Source organism: Terrimonas pollutisoli (assembly GCF_029360765.1).
Lineage (GTDB): Bacteria > Bacteroidota > Bacteroidia > Chitinophagales > Chitinophagaceae > Terrimonas_B > Terrimonas_B pollutisoli.
On sequence record NZ_JARKNA010000003.1, the window covers coordinates 400095 to 417517 of the forward strand.

A 17423-nucleotide genomic window follows, 5' to 3' on the forward strand; every position below is an offset into this window, starting at 1 on the left:
AAAAGGATTTCGCGGAGTAAAGGCAGACAACTTCTCAGTCGCTGCCAGGTATAAAACATTTACCTTTGCGTCCCCTATCCGTGAAGTCATTTTAAATCATACTATCAGTGGTTACATTTGAATCATTAGGCATTGAGGAAGGCATATTGCGTTCCATCACCGCCCTCGGCTTTACACAGCCAACCCCCATACAGGAAAAAGCCATTCCTGTTTTATTACAAGGCACAAAAGATTTTATTGGCTTGGCCCAGACGGGCACCGGCAAAACAGCCGCTTTTGGTTTGCCATTATTACAACTTATTAATAAGGAAAATCGGTTTCCCCAGGCGTTGATCGTATGCCCAACAAGAGAACTTTGTCTCCAGATCACAAGCGATCTTACCACATTCAAGAAAAATGCAGGTCACATTTCCGTTACAGCAGTATATGGCGGTACTTCTATTTCTATGCAGATCCGCGATCTGAAGAAAGGAACCCAAATTGTTGTGGCTACACCCGGCCGGTTGATCGACCTGATTGAAAGAAAGGCGATCAATTTGGAACAGATCCATTACGTAGTATTGGATGAAGCGGATGAAATGCTCAACATGGGTTTTAAAGATGATATAGAATTCATCTTAAAAAATACCCCCAACCGGCAAAGCACCTGGTTATTTAGTGCTACCATGCCACCGGAGATCAGGCAGGTAAGCAAACGCTATATGGATCAACCTTTCGAGATTACCATTGGTAAGGTGAATGCAGGCAATGCCAATATTGATCACCAGTATTATGCTACACAGCATCACAACCGGTACGAGGTGTTAAAACGTATCATCGATTTCAATCCCGGTATATATGGTATTGTGTTTGCCCGCACCAAGGCCGATACGCAGGATATAACGGAGCGATTGACAAGAGAGGGGTATGACATTGATGCGATTCATGGTGATCTGACACAGCAACAACGTGACAAAGTGATGGGTCTGTTCCGGGATAAAAGTATTCAGTTGCTTATCGCTACAGACGTGGCGGCTCGTGGTATTGACGTTACCGGTATTACCCATGTTATCAATTATGAATTGCCGGATGATGTGGAAGTGTATACCCACAGAAGCGGTCGTACCGGCCGTGCAGGAAAAAGTGGTGTTTCTGTTTCAATAGTAACGCCCAAGGAGATTTATCGCTTACGACAGATTGAAAGGCTGGTAAACACCCGTGTTCATAAAATGGACATACCGAGCGGTAAAGATGTTTGCCGCAAACAATTTTTTCATTTCATTGATAAGATGTTGCAGGCAGATATTAGCCATGGCGAATATGAAACCTATCTGCCTTTATTGAAAGAGAAATTTGAAAATGTAGAAAAGGAAGAGATCCTGCAACGGGTGGCCGCATTGGAGTTTGATCGCTTTCTGAAATATTATGAAAATGCTGCTGACCTGAATATGCGGGAAGAAAGAAGGGCAGATAGAAGAACCGAAAGAGGTGAAAGGGCCCCATCAAGAGAAAGAGATCGTGATACAAAAGGAAAAGCGTATGCAGGTAATGGAAGCTATCAACGACTGTTCGTAAACCTGGGAACAAAAGATGGTTTTTATAAAGCGAGTTTCCTGCAGTTCATTTTGGATATGAGTGACCTGAAGAAAGAAGTATTGGGACGTATCGATATGAAGGAAATGACCAGCTGGATTGAGATTGAGCCTTCTGCAGGCAAGAAAATGATCAAGGCTATGGATGGTAAAAATTATCGCGGCCGTAAGATAAGAATGAATGATGCGAACACAGGTGGTGACAGAAGAAAAGGCAGAGATTGATGACCTATCGTTAACCATTCAAACGGTTGATCAGAAAAAAATAAAAAAATAATTGCTCAGAATTTTATGAGCGATTATATTTGTTGAAGCATGACAACAGTAAACACATTCTTCGGTTTTTATTTTAGCTTCTTTTATTTTAGAATGAAGCCGGGAATGCTTTTGTTGAAAGTAAAATAGAACAACTAAAATCAACATAAAGAAATCCCGGCTCAAAGGCCGGGATTTTTTTTGAGCAATCATGAATACAAAAGTTTCAATACAGGGATACGAAGGCAGCTTTCACCAGGTAGCTGCCCGTCATTTTTTCGGTAAAAACGTGGAAGTGCTGCCCTGCGCCACTTTCAGGGACGTGATCAAAATTGCTTCCAATAAAAAAGAAAGTGATGGCGGCGTAATGGCTATTGAGAACTCCATTGCCGGCAGCATCTTGCCCAATTACAACCTGCTGCAAAAAAGTAATTTGAAAATAACCGGTGAAGTGTACCTGCACATCAAACAAAACCTGCTGGTCAATCCCGGTGTAAAGCTTGATGATATCCGTGAAGTGCATTCGCATACCATGGCCCTGCAACAGTGTTATGATTTTTTAGACAAATACAAATGGAAGCTGGTGGAGACCGATGATACGGCCTTAAGTGCCAAACATATTCACCAGCACAAGAGCAAACATATCGCCGCCATCGCCAGCAAGCTTGCCGCAGAGTTATTTGAGCTCGATGTGATCGCCCCGAATATTCATACGATGAAAAATAATTACACCAGGTTTTTGGTGTTGCAGCGGGAAGATACTGCTCAACCGGTGGAAGGGGCGGACAAGGCTTCGGTAAATTTTCATACCGATCACTCAAGAGGTAGTCTTGCAAAAGTGCTGACAAAGATCGCTGAAGGCGGAATCAATTTAAGCAAGCTGCAAAGCTTCCCGATACCCGGCAGCGATTTTAGATACAGCTTTCATGCGGATATGGAATTTGAGTCGGTAGAGCAATTTGAAAAGGTAATAGATAGCCTGAAGCCACTGACGGAAGCGTTGAAGATATATGGAGTTTATAAGAACGGAAGGCCCCTCTAAATCTCTCCCAGCCAGCTGGCGGAAGACTTAAGAGAGCACATGAAAGTTGAAATAGTATTATGGATTTGAAAATAATAAAATGAAAAAATCACAAAAATTATCAGGGTCTTCGGAAAGCAAGGCAGGTGAGATGGTGGCCTCCCCTATTGGGGGAGGTTGGGAGGGGACCGGATATCGTACCAGTAAACGACTAGAAGGAATTGGCGAATACTATTTTTCGCAAAAGCTGAGGGAAATTGACGAGCTCAACAAAACCGGGAAGAATATCATTAACCTTGGCATTGGTAGTCCTGACCTGCCCCCACATCCCGAAGTGATAAAAGTATTACAGGAAGAAGCGGCAAAGCCAAATGTACATGCGTACCAGGGCTATAAAGGTTCACCGGTGTTGAGAAAAGCGATAAGCGAATGGTATCAGCGGTGGTATAACGTGGAGTTGAATCCTGATAAAGAAGTATTGCCACTGATTGGCAGTAAAGAAGGCATCATGCATATCTGCATGACTTATCTCGACAAGGGTGATGAAGTATTGGTTCCTAACCCGGGCTATCCTACCTATACGAGTGCTGTAAAATTAGCGGGAGGCAAATGTGTTGATTATAAACTAAGAGAAAAAAATAGTTACGAGCCTGATTTCGAGAAGCTGGATGAGAAGAGATTGAAAAAGGTGAAACTCATGTTTGTCAACTACCCGCAAATGCCAACCGGCCAGGCTTCTTCAAAGGAGTTGCTTGAGAAAATTATTGCTTTTGCCAAAAAACATAGGATACTTATTGTTCATGATAACCCTTATAGTTTTATTCTGAATGATAATCCATTGAGTTTATTAAGCATCGAAGGGGCTAAGGAATGGGTGATCGAGTTAAACTCTTTAAGCAAAAGTCACAATATGGCGGGCTGGCGGGTAGGTATGCTTTGTGGCGCCAAAGAGAGGATTGAAGAGGTGCTCCGGTTCAAAAGCAATATGGATAGCGGGATGTTTTTACCGGTACAGTTGGCAGCCGCAAAAGCACTTAGCCTCGGTAAAGAATGGCAGGATGAAGTGAATGCTATTTATCGGGAAAGAAGAGAGAAGGTTTTTGAATTGCTGGATCTATTACACTGCCAATACTCCCGTGGGCAGGTTGGACTTTTCGTTTGGGCCGGAATTCCTAAAAAATATAAAGATGGTTATGAATTAAGTGACGAAGTTTTATACAACTGTAATGTGTTTATTACGCCGGGTGGAATTTTTGGTAGTGCCGGAGAAAAATATATCCGGGTAAGCCTGTGTGGATCGATCGAAAGATTTGAGGAAGCCATTGAAAGAATAAAGAACACCCTCTAAATCTCCCTGAAGGGAGACTTTAGAGTCTGGAAGTTGGAATTATATTATTTGATTTGAAAAATAATTTAATGAAGGAGCTATCAAAGCAATCAGGGTCTTCGAAAAGCGAGGTTAGTGAAGTGGTGGCTTCCCCCACCGGGGGAAGTCGGATGGGGGCTTTGGAAAGAAAGCGGATAGCCATCGTCGGCGTTGGACTGATCGGTGGGTCATTGGCCATCCAGTTGCATGAGAAGAAGCTCTCGTCGAAGTTGATCGGCGTGGATGTAAATCCTGAACATGCAAAAAAGGCTGTTGAGCTGGAACTGGTAGATGAAACCTTACCGTTGGATGAAGCAATCAGTGAATCGGATGTTATTGTGTTGGCGATACCTGTTGATAAACTGGTGGGGCTGTTACCATCCATTATGGATAAGATTGATCAGCAAATTGTGATTGACCTGGGTTCTACCAAACGTCAATTGATCGAAGTAATAAAAGATCATCCCAAAAGGGGGAGATATGTAGCCACGCATCCAATGTGGGGTACCGAATACAGCGGTCCACAGGCAGCGGTGCGTGGCGCCTATGAAAATAAGGCAGTGATTATTTGTAACGCAGAGGAAAGTGACGTGGATGCGCTGGAATGGGTAAAAGGAATGTATAAGAAAATTGGCATGCACCTGCTGGAGATGGAAGCAAAAGCTCATGACCTGCATGCTGCTTATGTCAGTCATATTTCACATATCACCTCTTTTGCTTTGGCGAACACAGTATTGGAAAAGGAAAAAGAAGAGAATGCCATCTTTGAATTAGCCTCTGCAGGTTTTGAAAGTACGGTGCGACTGGCAAAAAGTAACCCTGCTATGTGGGTGCCCATTTTTATGCAGAATAAGGAAAATGTATTGGATGTATTGAACGAACATATTGATCAATTGAAAAAGTTTAGGGATAGTATACAGAATGGGCAAGCAGAAGAATTGAAAGGATTGATTGAACATGCGAACATGATCAGGAGGATAATAAAGTGATTTTTGCAATAATATTTAACGTAGTAGCTATAATTACTTTCGTTTCAGTTTTATATCTGCAATGGAAAATGTTTGCTATAGCCTCGAATATTCGCAATAAATATTCGCATCTTATCGGTGATTTGTGGAATGGTCGGGCATCTATCCGTCAATATAAAAAACTTAGAGAGTATGTGACCGATAAGGAGTCAAGAGCGATTATTGATGATTTTTTTGGATACTCGAAGAAGCAAATGATTTTGTTAATCTCGGGAATTACACTGTTACTTTTAATTGGGTTTTTAAACAGTTATTTGAATAGCTGAATTGAAATTAGGGAATCCTGAAGAGTGCGACGCAACGACCGATGCCATGAAAAACAAAAACTGGTAACATAAAACATAAAATTAAAATGCTTCACACAAATGGAGCTTAACTTTACAAACCAATAAGTGTATATGCAAACAACAGAACAACCAACAAATGAAACCGTGCAGAAGGCATGGGGCAAACGGCCACTGATCATCAGCGGACCGTGCAGTGCAGAGACAGAGGCACAAGTGCTGGAAACAGCGCAACGTTTAGCCGCAACAGGCAAAGTGGATATGCTTCGTGCAGGCATCTGGAAACCCCGTACCAAACCCGGTTTGTTTGAAGGTATTGGCGCCAAAGGTTTACCCTGGCTGCAACAGGCAAAAAAAATGACGGGTCTCCCCACAACAGTTGAAGTGGCAACCGGTAAGCAAGTGCAGGATGCACTCACTTTTGATGTGGATGTATTGTGGATTGGTGCCAGAACAACCGTAAATCCATTCAGTGTGCAGGAAGTAGCCGATGCACTGCGTGGCGTGGATGTACCGGTGCTGATCAAAAACCCAATCAATCCCGACCTCGAGTTGTGGAGTGGTGCGGTTGAACGTGTGGCAAGAGCTGGCATCAAACAAATTGGTTTGATCCATCGTGGGTTCTCTTCGTATGGTAATACTGAGTTTCGCAATGCACCGATGTGGCATTTGGCTATCGAAATGAAACGTCGTAACCCCGGTATGCCGATCATCAATGATCCTTCGCATATCTGCGGCCGTCGTGATATTTTGTTGGATGTGTCACAACGTGCAATAGATCTTGACTTTGATGGTCTGATGATTGAAAGCCACATTGATCCGGACAACGCCTGGAGCGATGCCAAACAACAAATAACTCCTGAACAGTTGAAAGAAATGCTGGATACGATCATCTGGAGAAAAGAAGATATCAATTCAGATGAGTTTCATGCTGCATTAGAAAAATTGCGCCAGCAGATCAATCACCTCGATGATGAGTTGATGCAATTATTGGGTCAACGTATGAAGATCGCTGATAAGATCGGTCAGTATAAAAAGGATAACAACATCACTATTCTGCAAACCAACCGCTGGAACGAGATACTCGAAAGAGCCTCCCAAAAAGGAGAAAAGATCGGATTGAGCAAGGAGTTTATCGTGAAATATTTTGATGCGGTGCACATGGAAAGCATCAATCACCAGAAGAAGGTGTTGGATGCATAGAAACCCTCTGTCTCCCTAAAGGGAGGACTTAGGTCGATGTGCCCTTGTTTATTTGTAAGTTTTTTAAAAGATAATTGTTGCTGTGTTACCGGCTTTAGTTTTTCATGGCATCGCCTGTTGCGTCGCACACTTCATCGTTCTGTAATTCTGTTTAGCAAATGAGTAAGAGTTTTCCGAGCCCTCCGCCGGTTGGCGGAGATGGCGGTATTACATACAAGTTTGGCAGTTCATCTACGGCTTTCTTTTTTGCTGCGGGGTTCAGTCATCTCAAAAAGATTACTGACCCAAAGGCAACGATACTGATCACGGATCAAAACCTTTTTGATGCTCATGCAAAAAGATTCAAAGGCTGGAAAACGATTGTGCTAAAACCGGGTGAGGAGTTTAAAGTGCAGTCAACGGTTGATACAATCATTCAACAGTTGATTGACATGGAGGCGGACCGCAAAACAACGTTGGTCGGAATTGGTGGCGGCGTTATCACCGACATTACAGGTTATGTTGCTTCTGTCTACATGCGGGGATTGAGGTTTGGATTTATTCCAACATCTCTTCTGGCATTGGTAGATGCATCGATCGGGGGTAAAAATGGAATTGATGTCGGCGTGTATAAAAATATGGTAGGTGTTATTCGCCAGCCTTCTTTTATCCTCCACGATATGATTTTTCTGAATACCCTGCCGCAACGGGAATGGGAAAATGGTTTTGCAGAGATCATCAAACATGCGTGCATAAAAGATGCAGCTATGTTCCGTGACCTGGAAATGAATTCTTTGCTCATGTATCAAAAAAGAAAGACAGCTATCTGTAACCTCGTGCAGCGAAACGCTATGATCAAGGCCAAAGTGGTGCAGAAAGATGAGTTTGAAAAAAATGAAAGGCGGCTGTTGAATTTCGGGCATACACTCGGTCATGCGTTGGAAAACCAGTATGACCTGATGCACGGCCAGGCAGTATCGATAGGGATGACCTATGCCTGTCATATTTCAGAACAGCTCACCGGGTTTAAGCAAACCGATAAAGTCGTAAGAGTGTTGGAGCAATATGGTTTGCCAACTTACCTGTCTTTTGACAAACAAAAAGTGTTTGACGTGTTGAAAATGGATAAGAAAAGAGAAAGAAAAGAAATGAATTACGTGTTATTGGAAAAAATAGGAAAGGGAGTGGTAAAGCAAATCAGTTTACAAAAACTGGAACAAATTATAAATAAATTTTAAAATACCCCTTTAGGGGATAGGGGCATGAAAGTAACAATACAACCATCGCAGTTAAAAGGTATCATCCAGACGCCAGCTTCCAAAAGTTCGATGCAGCGGGCTTGTGCAGCTGCTTTATTGGCGAAAGGAGAAACAATTATTCAGAACCCGGGTCGCAGCAATGATGATAAAGCTGCCTTAGGTATCATACAGTCATTAGGTGCTACCACCGAATTAATCGACCAGGATTGGCACGTCAAAAGCAACGGCATTGACCCTGTTGCAGGAAAGGTAAATTGCGGTGAAAGCGGGCTAAGCATCAGGATGTTTGCTTCTATCACTGCATTAAGTAAGGACGAGATCATCATCACTGGTGAAGGAAGCCTGTTGACAAGACCGATGGATTTTTTTGACCAGGTATTCCCGTTGCTAAAAGTCAATATCCAAAGCAATGATGGCAAGTTGCCTTTAGTGGTGCAGGGACCATTGCAACCGGCAACAATTGAAGTAGATGGGTCTTTGAGCTCACAATTTCTTACGGGATTACTGATGGCTTATTCCTATGCTAATGCAAAAGATGTTTCTTTGAAAGTAACCAACTTAAAAAGTAAGCCTTATATCGACCTGACATTGGATGTCATGAAACAGTTTGGCATGAAAATGCCGGAGAACAGGAATTACGAGGCGTTTTACTTTGGAAACGAAGATCATCAACTGCAATGTGAAACACGCACCTATACTGTTGAAGGAGATTGGAGTGGCGGTGCTTTCCTGTTAGTAGCAGGTGCCATTGCAGGTCCTATCACTGTAAGAGGATTGGATATTATGTCAACACAAGCGGACAAAGCTATTGTGGATGCATTAATGAAAGCCAATGCCGGTATAGCTATTGAAGCAAAAGGCATACAACTCACTCCGGCAGCCATGACGGGCTTTGATTTTGATGCCACTGATTGCCCTGACCTGTTTCCGCCGCTGGTTGCACTGGCAGCTTATTGTAAAGGGAAAACAAGTATTAAAGGAGTAAGCCGTTTAGCACATAAAGAAAGTAACCGTGGGTTGACATTGCAGGAAGAGTTTGGAAAGATGGGAGTAAAGATCGAATTGAATGGAGATATTATGATCATCCATGGATCCGATAAAGTAAGGGGAGCAAGGGTTCATTCAAGGCACGATCATCGTATTGCTATGGCCTGTGCTGTTGCTGCTTTACGGGCCGAGGGTGAAGTGATCATTGATGAAGCTATGGCTGTGAAGAAATCATATCCTGATTTTTACCGTGATCTAAAGCAACTGGGTGGCGCAGTGGATTATCCGGCTTTAATTATTTAAATTTGGAAAAAGATAATTTATGCCAGTCAAAGAAAAAGATGATGATATAATTATCAGGATTCCGCGGAAACTGTATGATAAGAATGTACAGCAGTTTCTTGACTACATTCAGTTTAGGAAAATTGTAAGCAAATCAAAAGCTACGGAAAAAGATATTAATAAAATACTTGCCGACATAAAAAAGGAGAGAGGACCTAGGGTACAGGCTCTGTTGAAAAAGGCCGGAATAAAACCATAGAATGAATATTGTACTTGATTCCAATATCCTGTTCAGTATCCTGGTAAAACCTGATGGAAGAATTTTTTCATATTTTGAGAGCATCCGAAAGAAGAATGAACTTTTTATAAATGACTTTACCCTGGAAGAATTGAATACTCACCGGGCAAAACTCTTAAAGGTCTCAAAATTGTCAGCCGATGATTTTGAAAGATTGAAAATTACCATACTATCGCAGGTTACTATTATTTCATCTGATTTATTTACTATTGATATAATAGGTGAAGCTTTTGAACTTGTAAAAAATATTGATATCAATGACATGCATCTTGTAGCGGCCTGCTTATTGATTAATGGCTGCCTGTGGACAGGCGATAAAAGGCTCTATAACGGGTTAATAAAAAAGGACTTTCAGCAGGTCTATAATTCTACACAAATTCAATTATTGTTCAATTCATGAACTCATTTGGCCGCATATTTCGTGTACATATTTTTGGTGAATCGCATGGCGAATCAGTAGGTATTGTTATTGATGGCTGTCCGGCAGGCCTTGCCTTATCGGAAGAAGATCTGTTAGCTGATCTTGAAAGAAGGAAAGGAGGGAAGCAAAAAGGAACAACACCCAGGCAGGAAGCCGACTATCCCTTTTTTAAAAGTGGATTGTTTAATGGAAAAACAACCGGCGCTCCGATTACGATATTGTTTGAAAATAACAATACCCGTAGCGGTGATTATGAAAAACAAAGAAGTTTTCCCCGGCCCGGGCATGCAGATTGGGTAGCCCATCAAAAATATGGTGGCAACGAGGATTACCGCGGCGGCGGGCATTTCAGTGCCAGGCTAACTACGGGATTGGTTGCAGCAGGCGCTATTGCGAAGAAGCTGATGCGACACCTCACCCCTAACCCCTCTCCAAAGGAGAGGGGAATGGGCGACTCTGATAAATTGGGGTACTTTACTACCTCGGCAGATAACTATACATTTTTAAAAGAATTTGCAAAGCATAACAGGCATCATCCGACTGAAGCTGAAGATAAACTGTGGCAGGAAATCAGAAATAGAAACATCGAGGGCTATAAATTCAGAAGGCAACATCCGGTGAAAGCATTTATCCCTGACTTCGTTTGCCTGGAAAAGAAATTAATTGTTGAAATTGACGGAGGATATCATAGTGTAGAAGAACAAATCAAATATGACGAGGCAAGATCTCAATGGCTGAAAGAGCACAGTTATTCTTTTTTACGATTTACGAATGAAGAAGTACTAAATCAAATGCCTGTAGTGCTTCAAAAAATAAAAGAAGCACTTCAACAATCAAAAGTGAATTCTCAATCATCGGAGTCTGACTCTCCCTCTCCTTTGGAGAGGGAGCCGGAGGGTGAGGTCTCAATCGTAGCGGCTGTCACTGAAATTAGCGGCGAAACAGATTTAGAAAAAGGGTTGCAAAAAGCTATCGACGCCAAAGATTCGGTAGGCGGGTTGGTAGAATGCCGCGTTAATGGATTACCTGTTGGCTTAGGTGAACCGTTTTTTGATTCGGTAGAATCGCAAATTGCCCATATCGCTTTTGCGATACCCGCCGTAAAAGGAATTGAATTTGGAGCCGGCTTTGCGGCGGCAAGGATGTTTGGTTCGCAGCATAACGATGCGATTGAAAATATGGAGGGCAAAACGAGAACCAATAATGCGGGTGGTATTGTTGGTGGTATCAGCAATGGCAACGAGTTGGTGTTTCGCATTGCTATCAAGCCGACAGCCTCGACACCCAAGCAACAAAACAGTTTGAATTGGGATACCGGTAAAGTGGAAGATTTTTCTATCAAAGGTCGTCACGATCTTTGCGTTGCGCTCAGGGCACCTGTTATCCTCGAAGCTGCCACGGCAATTGCGTTGGTTGACTTAATTTTATTGGAGCAACAGGTAAAAAGAGTAATATCATAAAGAAAGGAATAACGATTATGCCAATCATTTATCATGTCACCACTGCTACCGAATGGAATGCAGCCAAAGAGAAAGGTTATTATGAAGCCCCATCCCTGAAAGAAGAAGGTTTTATTCATTGCTCGCAGGAGCACCAGGTAGCCGGCGTTTTGGAAAGATATTTTTCTGACAAAACCGGTCTAATAAAACTGGTTATAGACACCGATAAACTCACCAGCCGGTTTGTATTTGACTGGTCACCCTCCACCAAAGACACTTTCCCCCATGTATACGGCCCTATCAATATGGAAGCCGTGACAGATGTAATAGCAATCTAAAGATATGCACCAGTACCTTGTAAACGCATCCATTCAAATTGTTCCGATCGTTTTGGATAAACACCCTTATGAATGGGTGGATGAAGCCATTGCCATCATTCGGCAGTCAGGCATTCGTCACGAAGTGGGTCCTTTTGCCACTGTATTGGAAGGAACCTACGATGAGGTCACGCAAGTCATTCATGCGATAAACGAATTTCTTTACAGCAAAGGCTGCGCTGAGTGGATCAGTAATGTACAGTTGCAGATCAGGAGCGACCGGAGTATAACTGCGAATGAAAAAACGGACAAATTCCGCTAAACTTACGGTGGACAAAACCCTTTAATAAATTTTTTTACGGCTTTTCTTTTTTGTTCTGTTTATTAGCAGCATCTTAGAAAAATAACAAACTGGCAACCCACAAATACTGGCAGGATTGCTTAATTTGTTATGAATATGTGTTGATGGGATTAAGGTCGTATAATAAGATCACCACCACATCCTGGATTTAGCATGGTTAAAAAAGTATTGTTGTACTCTCTTTTTTTGTGTTCATTTTTTTGTTGCATAGTTATCGCATGCAATAATGACAAGCGTCCCCCTGTAACTGAGATTGCAAAAACACCGGAAGAACTGGAAAAGAAGATACCGGACATTATCCAAAGTTCACTGGCCTTTGCATTATCCAATAATGGGAAGATCGATGACAGCATCCGGTTGTCCTATACACCGCAGGTGCAACTGGTGTATGAGAAAAGCAAATTTGCTTCTGTATGGAGTAGTAAGGAAAGCTGGGAACCACTGGCCGATTCAATGTTTCGGTTTATAAGGGATGCAAAATTGTTTGGTTTATTCCCGCAGGATTACCACCACGACGATTTGGATTCATTGAATAAAAAATTGCTGACGGATACGTTGGCAAAAAAAGACGTCGTGCTTTGGGCAAAGGCTGATCTGATGCTGTCGGATGCGTTCATTCACATCGTCAAAGATTTAAAATTGGGGCGGTTGCCGAAGGACAGTATGACGCAGAGAAAAGACACGACATTGATCGATGACTTTTACCTGCAGCAATTTGAGCAAGCTCAACAGAGCAGGTCAATCACCAATATCTTTGAGGCACTGGAACCGGCTCATGAAGGGTACGTCAATTTGAAAGAAGGAATTAAAGGTTTCCTGGATAGCGCTGATAACCGGGTTTACACAATAGTTCCATCACCCAAAAAAGATTCAATTAACTACCCTGTGCTATTACAGCGCCGGTTGTATGAAGGTGGCTTTATCGCTTATGACAGCATTAAGGCCGATTCAGCAAGCTTAGCTGACGCCGTTAAAAAATTTCAACGCAGTAAAAAAATAACAGTCGACGGAAAAGCCGGCGAGGGTACTTTGCGGCTGCTAAATGAATCGGACAGGGATAAGTTTATTCGTATCGCCATTACACTTGACCGGTATAAAAAGTTGCCGGAAAAAATGCCTGAGCGGTATCTCTGGGTGAACCTGCCTGCTTTTAATTTGAAGTTGATAGAAAATGATACGGTATTGATTTCATCGAAGATCATTTGCGGAAAAAATATTACCCGTACCCCATTACTCACCAGTGCCATATCAGATATGATCACTTATCCGCAATGGACAATTCCTACCAGTATTATTGTTAAGGAAATATTGCCGGGCTTAAAAAAAGATACGAATTACCTGGCCCGCAAGGGATATACACTGATCGATAACAACGGCGATATTATTAATCCTGCTGATGTCAATTGGTCAAAATATACTAAGGGCATTCCATACAAAGTGGTGCAGGGTAGTGGAGATGAAAACGCATTAGGCATCCTGAAATTTAACTTTCCTAACAAATACGCAGTGTACCTGCATGATACCAACCAGCGATATTTATTCAGTCGTGAAATGCGATCACTAAGTCATGGTTGCGTAAGAGTGCAGGAATGGGAAGAGCTGGCCTATTATATTGTTCGCTATGATAATAAAGACCTGTACTTCGATGAGCCTTCGCCAACGGAAGATTCACTGACAGCCTGGCTGGAACGTAAGGAAAAACATGTGATCCCTGTTAAAAAGCGTTTACCTCTTTATATTCGTTATTTTACCTGTGAGGGTAAAGAAGGAAAGCTGGTATTTTATGATGATATTTATGGTGAGGACAAGGCATTGCAGGCAAAATATTTTGCAGGAAGGTAAGTGAGAACACAACCTGCTTTAGTGATTTTGATTCTCTGTTTCTATTGCACTTTCAAGCTTTCCAATTGTTTTTCTTGTAATATTTACGCGGTTTGTAGGGGTAATATTTTTTTCAACAAATAAAACAGACCCGCTATTTTTGTTTAGTTTAAAAACAAAACTATCTGCTTATGAAGAAGATCTTAGCCGTTTTATTGATGCTGTCCTTAACAGGTCCTGCAGGTTTTTCGCAGGATGATGAAATAAGGCCCGCAGCAATTGGAGTAAGTTTTCTGTTAAATGATTTTACAACTGCTGACCGTATCCGTTCTACCTCCCTCTCAAGTGTTTTAAATAAAGGTAGCTGGGCAAAGTTGACAGATATGTCGCCCGGCATTGCTATCAGTTATTTTAAAGGATTGAGAAGATTAATGGATTTTTCAGGTACACTTGCCGGTACATTTCCAAGTTTTGATCTTCCTAACCGTGCGCCTACTTCCGGTGATCGTTTTTTACTGGAAGCAGATGCTGCTTTAAATTTCAAACTCGTTTCTGAAAAATATTGGGTGCAACCTTATGCTATAGCAGGCATTGGTGCGCAAATGTATGGCGGTACCTATTTTGGAGCATTTGTGCCATTAGGTCTTGGAATGAAATTAAACCTGTTTGATGACGCACATCTTTTTGCTACGTCTCAATACAGGGTTCCCGTTACGACAGAAACTGCCGTGCACCATTTCTTCAATCAAATTGGCATTGCCGGAAGAATTGGTAAAAAGAAAGAACCAGAATTAAAACCGTTGCCACCGGCTCCACCTGCAGATACCGACAAGGATGGAATTAATGACAGTCTTGATAAATGTCCTACAGTGCCGGGCCTGGAGAAATATGAAGGCTGCCCTGTTCCTGATGGTGATAAGGATGGCATCAATGATGAAGAAGATAAATGCCCTGCGGCGGCCGGTCTTGCCCGCTACCAGGGCTGCCCGATTCCCGATACAGATAAAGACGGTATCAATGATGAGGAAGATAAATGTCCCGCTGAAGCCGGTCCCGCCAGCAACCAGGGATGTCCCTTTGTAGATACCGATGGTGATGGCATTCCTGATCCTGAAGATAAATGTCCTAACCTGGCTGGTACAAAAGAAAACCAGGGTTGCCCGGAAGTGAAAGAAGAAGTGGTGAAAAAAGTAAACTATGCGGCGCAGAATATTTATTTCGCAACGGGTAAATCTACTTTGCTAAGCAAATCATTTAAGGGATTAAATGAGGTGGCACAGATCATGAAAGAAAATACTGATCTGAAACTGGCAATAAACGGACATACCGATGATGTAGGTAATGATGCATTTAACCAAAAGCTGAGTGAGAACCGTGCCGCTGCAGTAAAGGCCTACCTGGTTAAAAAAGGTGTGGACGAAAGCAGGCTTGAATCAGTTGGTCATGGCGAAACAGAGCCGGTAGCTGACAATAAAACTGCAACGGGCCGTCAAAAGAACCGTCGGGTAGAATTAAAGTTGAACTACTTCTAACCTTAGAATATCACAATGCAAAAAGACTGTCCCAAAAGGCAGTCTTTTTGCATTGCAATAATTATTTCACATCCCACATCCCGTATCCCTGCACCTCATTCACTCACTCCGCTATAAACCATTTTCCTTCATCATCCTTTGCATATCCAAGACCGTTGCTCATCACATGTACATCACGTTCCCATTTTTTACTGTAGTGATTACTTTTTTCATATACCCTGATGCCGTTGTTTTCACGGGTAAGATAGATGACTAATGCGGAAAGGGCAGGTGGCACATCATGTAACCATTGCTCTTCATTTTCTTTTACAAATGCCTGGCTCATTGTATGTTTTTTTGTTTATTGAAGTCAATCGTCATTCTTTACTTCTTCTGTGCCTCTAAAGGCGTTGGACGAACCATCCGATCTTTCCTCGCCGGGTTGTTTTTTCTTATTCTTTTGATCCATTTTTTCACCGTCTTTTACATTCACTGCAGCTGTTTTCTTCTGCTCTTTTGTTTTGGGATTGATCAATTCTTCTTTTGCCGGTGCATGCGGGTAACCTACAAAATCCTGGTCTATCCTTTTATCCGGGAGGTTTTGTATGGCATCAGCTTTTATGGGGCTGTTTGCCTTCATGGTCGCTTTTTGTTGCAGGTAATTGCGAAGCCGTTTATTTTTCATACTCAAATTTTATTTTATTAAGGATTCCGTAACTCCTTAACAGAGCTCTTCCTTTTTAAAATAGATAATTGTATGCCAAATTAACTTTACGAGAGTGCAAAACGGATAGCGGCAGCCGAATGTATTTTTGTAGTATCGAAAAGGGTTACTTTACAATCGCTTTGTTTGATCAGGATAGGAATTTCGGTGCAGCCAAGAATAACTCCCTGTGCTCCCTGCTCTGCCAACTTACCGATTATCGCCAGGAGTTTTTCTTTGGTAGCGGGTAAAAAAATCCCCTTTCCCATTTCTGAATAAATAGCTGTGTTGATAAACTCAATATCTTCTTCTCCGGGTATGATGGTTGTAATGCCCTGCGCTGCCAGCTTATTTTTATAAAAATCAAATTGCATGGTGTATTTCGTGCCAAGCAAGGCGACCGTATGTAATTGTTGTTGTGTTATTTCTTTGGCAGTTTCTTCGGCAATATTGATCAGTGGAATGCCGATCGACTGTTGAATATTGTCAGCAATTTTATGCATCGTGTTAGCGCCGAGTAACAAACAGTCTGCACCCGCTGCTTGCAGGTTTTTTGCAATGCCTATCATTATTCTTTCTATTTCATCCCAACGTCCAGCTTCAGTTAGTTGTTTTATTTCTTCAAAATTGACGGAGTATAAAATGATCTTCGCCGATGATACACCGCCCATTTTTTCATTGATCATTTCATTCAACATGCGATAATAGTCGATAGTAGAAAGCCAGCTTAATCCGCCAATAAGACCAATCTTTTTCATTTAATAATCGTTTCGATAAAGATAGATGAATTGATTTCGATCGCAGTTGTCTGATCAGCCATAAATAAATTTTTGCTATAAAATTCATGTATTTATTTTGCCACCATGTACAGCCGGCAGGAAGCATCGCAGCTACGCAAAAATTTCTGGACAAGCTTTGGACAGTATATGCGTCCCCTGCCAAATGCAGAAGGAGAGACGGTAAACTGGCTGAATTATAAAACCGGCATCAGGCATCTCTATTTCAGGATGGATGCTGATAATAGACGAGCCAGTATTGCTATCGAAATGCGCCATCCTGATACTTCAACACAACAGGAATATTTTCAAAAATTTGTTGCGTTGAAGAATGTATTTTACGACACGTTGCAGGAAGAATGGGACTGGCAGCTTCATGCAGTGGATGAAGATGGCAAGCCGGTTTCTCGTATCAGTAAAACGATCAATGGCGTCAATATTTTTAATAATGCTGATTGGCCGGCTATCATTTCTTTTTTAAAACCACGGATGCTGGCCCTCGATAATTTCTGGAGCCTGGTAAAAGAAGGATTTCTGTGAA

At 42.1% G+C, this 17423-nt stretch carries 18 protein-coding genes; 15 read left to right on the forward strand and 3 right to left on the reverse strand.

What is annotated here, in order from left to right:
• The first annotated feature begins 107 nt into the window (after window positions 1-107).
• From P2W73_RS08370 to P2W73_RS08435, 14 genes are all read left to right on the forward strand, one after another.
• On the forward strand, window positions 108-1796 hold the full coding sequence (locus P2W73_RS08370) for a DEAD/DEAH box helicase (protein WP_276501560.1): 1689 nt from the start codon (window positions 108-110) through the stop codon (window positions 1794-1796).
• A gap of 241 nt (window positions 1797-2037) precedes the next feature.
• Window positions 2038-2868, forward strand: a complete 831-nt coding sequence (locus P2W73_RS08375) for a prephenate dehydratase (RefSeq protein ID WP_276501561.1) — start codon at window positions 2038-2040, stop codon at window positions 2866-2868.
• Between the two features lie 79 nt (window positions 2869-2947).
• Window positions 2948-4195: a pyridoxal phosphate-dependent aminotransferase gene (locus tag P2W73_RS08380; RefSeq protein ID WP_276501562.1), complete on the forward strand. Its 1248-nt coding sequence runs from the start codon at window positions 2948-2950 to the stop codon at window positions 4193-4195.
• Between the two features lie 68 nt (window positions 4196-4263).
• Window positions 4264-5202 (forward strand): prephenate dehydrogenase, encoded by a 939-nt coding sequence (locus tag P2W73_RS08385; RefSeq protein ID WP_276501563.1) that lies wholly within the window; start codon window positions 4264-4266, stop codon window positions 5200-5202.
• A 437-nt stretch (window positions 5203-5639) separates the two neighbouring features.
• The gene (locus tag P2W73_RS08390) at window positions 5640-6728 is read left to right on the forward strand and encodes a chorismate mutase (protein WP_276501564.1); all 1089 of its coding nucleotides are present in this window, start codon (window positions 5640-5642) and stop codon (window positions 6726-6728) included.
• 158 nt (window positions 6729-6886) lie between these two features.
• On the forward strand, window positions 6887-7945 hold the full coding sequence (gene aroB / locus P2W73_RS08395; protein ID WP_276501565.1) for a 3-dehydroquinate synthase: 1059 nt from the start codon (window positions 6887-6889) through the stop codon (window positions 7943-7945).
• A 24-nt stretch (window positions 7946-7969) separates the two neighbouring features.
• The gene (gene aroA, locus P2W73_RS08400; RefSeq protein WP_276501566.1) at window positions 7970-9256 is read left to right on the forward strand and encodes a 3-phosphoshikimate 1-carboxyvinyltransferase; all 1287 of its coding nucleotides are present in this window, start codon (window positions 7970-7972) and stop codon (window positions 9254-9256) included.
• Window positions 9257-9275: 19 nt separating this feature from the next.
• Entirely contained in the window at window positions 9276-9494 is a 219-nt protein-coding gene (locus tag P2W73_RS08405) for a hypothetical protein (protein ID WP_276501567.1), read from the forward strand.
• Window position 9495: 1 nt separating this feature from the next.
• Entirely contained in the window at window positions 9496-9933 is a 438-nt protein-coding gene (locus P2W73_RS08410) for a PIN domain-containing protein (protein ID WP_276501568.1), read from the forward strand.
• A complete protein-coding gene (locus P2W73_RS08415; RefSeq protein WP_276501570.1) occupies window positions 9930-11414 on the forward strand; it encodes a chorismate synthase in 1485 nt (494 codons plus the stop codon). Before P2W73_RS08410 ends, P2W73_RS08415 begins: the two co-directional genes overlap by 4 nt.
• Window positions 11415-11431: 17 nt before the next feature.
• Window positions 11432-11731: a DUF952 domain-containing protein gene (locus tag P2W73_RS08420; RefSeq protein ID WP_276501571.1), complete on the forward strand. Its 300-nt coding sequence runs from the start codon at window positions 11432-11434 to the stop codon at window positions 11729-11731.
• Between the two features lie 4 nt (window positions 11732-11735).
• Window positions 11736-12032: a thiamine-binding protein gene (locus tag P2W73_RS08425; protein ID WP_276501572.1), complete on the forward strand. Its 297-nt coding sequence runs from the start codon at window positions 11736-11738 to the stop codon at window positions 12030-12032.
• Between the two features lie 192 nt (window positions 12033-12224).
• On the forward strand, window positions 12225-13913 hold the full coding sequence (locus P2W73_RS08430) for a L,D-transpeptidase family protein (RefSeq protein ID WP_276501573.1): 1689 nt from the start codon (window positions 12225-12227) through the stop codon (window positions 13911-13913).
• 170 nt (window positions 13914-14083) lie between these two features.
• Window positions 14084-15424, forward strand: a complete 1341-nt coding sequence (locus P2W73_RS08435) for an OmpA family protein (protein WP_276501574.1) — start codon at window positions 14084-14086, stop codon at window positions 15422-15424.
• Window positions 15425-15527: 103 nt separating this feature from the next.
• Here the strand turns inward: P2W73_RS08435 and P2W73_RS08440 are convergent, their stop codons facing one another.
• The 3 genes from P2W73_RS08440 to P2W73_RS08450 form a co-directional block, all read right to left on the reverse strand.
• A complete protein-coding gene (locus P2W73_RS08440) occupies window positions 15528-15749 on the reverse strand; it encodes a hypothetical protein (protein WP_276501575.1) in 222 nt (73 codons plus the stop codon).
• A gap of 24 nt (window positions 15750-15773) precedes the next feature.
• A complete protein-coding gene (locus P2W73_RS08445; protein WP_276501576.1) occupies window positions 15774-16088 on the reverse strand; it encodes a hypothetical protein in 315 nt (104 codons plus the stop codon).
• Between the two features lie 86 nt (window positions 16089-16174).
• Window positions 16175-16864, reverse strand: coding sequence for an aspartate/glutamate racemase family protein (locus P2W73_RS08450; RefSeq protein WP_276501577.1), 690 nt, complete (start codon window positions 16862-16864; stop codon window positions 16175-16177).
• A 105-nt stretch (window positions 16865-16969) separates the two neighbouring features.
• Here P2W73_RS08450 and P2W73_RS08455 point away from each other — a divergent pair, with 105 nt between their 5' ends.
• Window positions 16970-17422 (forward strand): DUF4268 domain-containing protein, encoded by a 453-nt coding sequence (locus P2W73_RS08455; protein ID WP_276501578.1) that lies wholly within the window; start codon window positions 16970-16972, stop codon window positions 17420-17422.
• Window position 17423 lies beyond the last annotated feature (1 nt).

Coding starts and splice junctions, on each gene's coding strand:
- P2W73_RS08390 (WP_276501564.1), top strand. CDS start 5,640: ATGCAAACAACAGAACAACCAACAAATGAAACCGTGCAGAAGGCATGG.
- P2W73_RS08440 (WP_276501575.1), bottom strand. CDS start 15,749: ATGAGCCAGGCATTTGTAAAAGAAAATGAAGAGCAATGGTTACATGAT.
- P2W73_RS08430 (WP_276501573.1), top strand. CDS start 12,225: ATGGTTAAAAAAGTATTGTTGTACTCTCTTTTTTTGTGTTCATTTTTT.
- P2W73_RS08405 (WP_276501567.1), top strand. CDS start 9,276: ATGCCAGTCAAAGAAAAAGATGATGATATAATTATCAGGATTCCGCGG.
- P2W73_RS08450 (WP_276501577.1), bottom strand. CDS start 16,864: ATGAAAAAGATTGGTCTTATTGGCGGATTAAGCTGGCTTTCTACTATC.
- P2W73_RS08435 (WP_276501574.1), top strand. CDS start 14,084: ATGAAGAAGATCTTAGCCGTTTTATTGATGCTGTCCTTAACAGGTCCT.
- aroA (WP_276501566.1), top strand. CDS start 7,970: ATGAAAGTAACAATACAACCATCGCAGTTAAAAGGTATCATCCAGACG.
- P2W73_RS08445 (WP_276501576.1), bottom strand. CDS start 16,088: ATGAAAAATAAACGGCTTCGCAATTACCTGCAACAAAAAGCGACCATG.
- P2W73_RS08385 (WP_276501563.1), top strand. CDS start 4,264: ATGAAGGAGCTATCAAAGCAATCAGGGTCTTCGAAAAGCGAGGTTAGT.
- P2W73_RS08410 (WP_276501568.1), top strand. CDS start 9,496: ATGAATATTGTACTTGATTCCAATATCCTGTTCAGTATCCTGGTAAAA.
- P2W73_RS08425 (WP_276501572.1), top strand. CDS start 11,736: ATGCACCAGTACCTTGTAAACGCATCCATTCAAATTGTTCCGATCGTT.
- P2W73_RS08415 (WP_276501570.1), top strand. CDS start 9,930: ATGAACTCATTTGGCCGCATATTTCGTGTACATATTTTTGGTGAATCG.
- P2W73_RS08455 (WP_276501578.1), top strand. CDS start 16,970: ATGTACAGCCGGCAGGAAGCATCGCAGCTACGCAAAAATTTCTGGACA.
- aroB (WP_276501565.1), top strand. CDS start 6,887: ATGAGTAAGAGTTTTCCGAGCCCTCCGCCGGTTGGCGGAGATGGCGGT.
- P2W73_RS08380 (WP_276501562.1), top strand. CDS start 2,948: ATGAAAAAATCACAAAAATTATCAGGGTCTTCGGAAAGCAAGGCAGGT.
- P2W73_RS08420 (WP_276501571.1), top strand. CDS start 11,432: ATGCCAATCATTTATCATGTCACCACTGCTACCGAATGGAATGCAGCC.
- P2W73_RS08375 (WP_276501561.1), top strand. CDS start 2,038: ATGAATACAAAAGTTTCAATACAGGGATACGAAGGCAGCTTTCACCAG.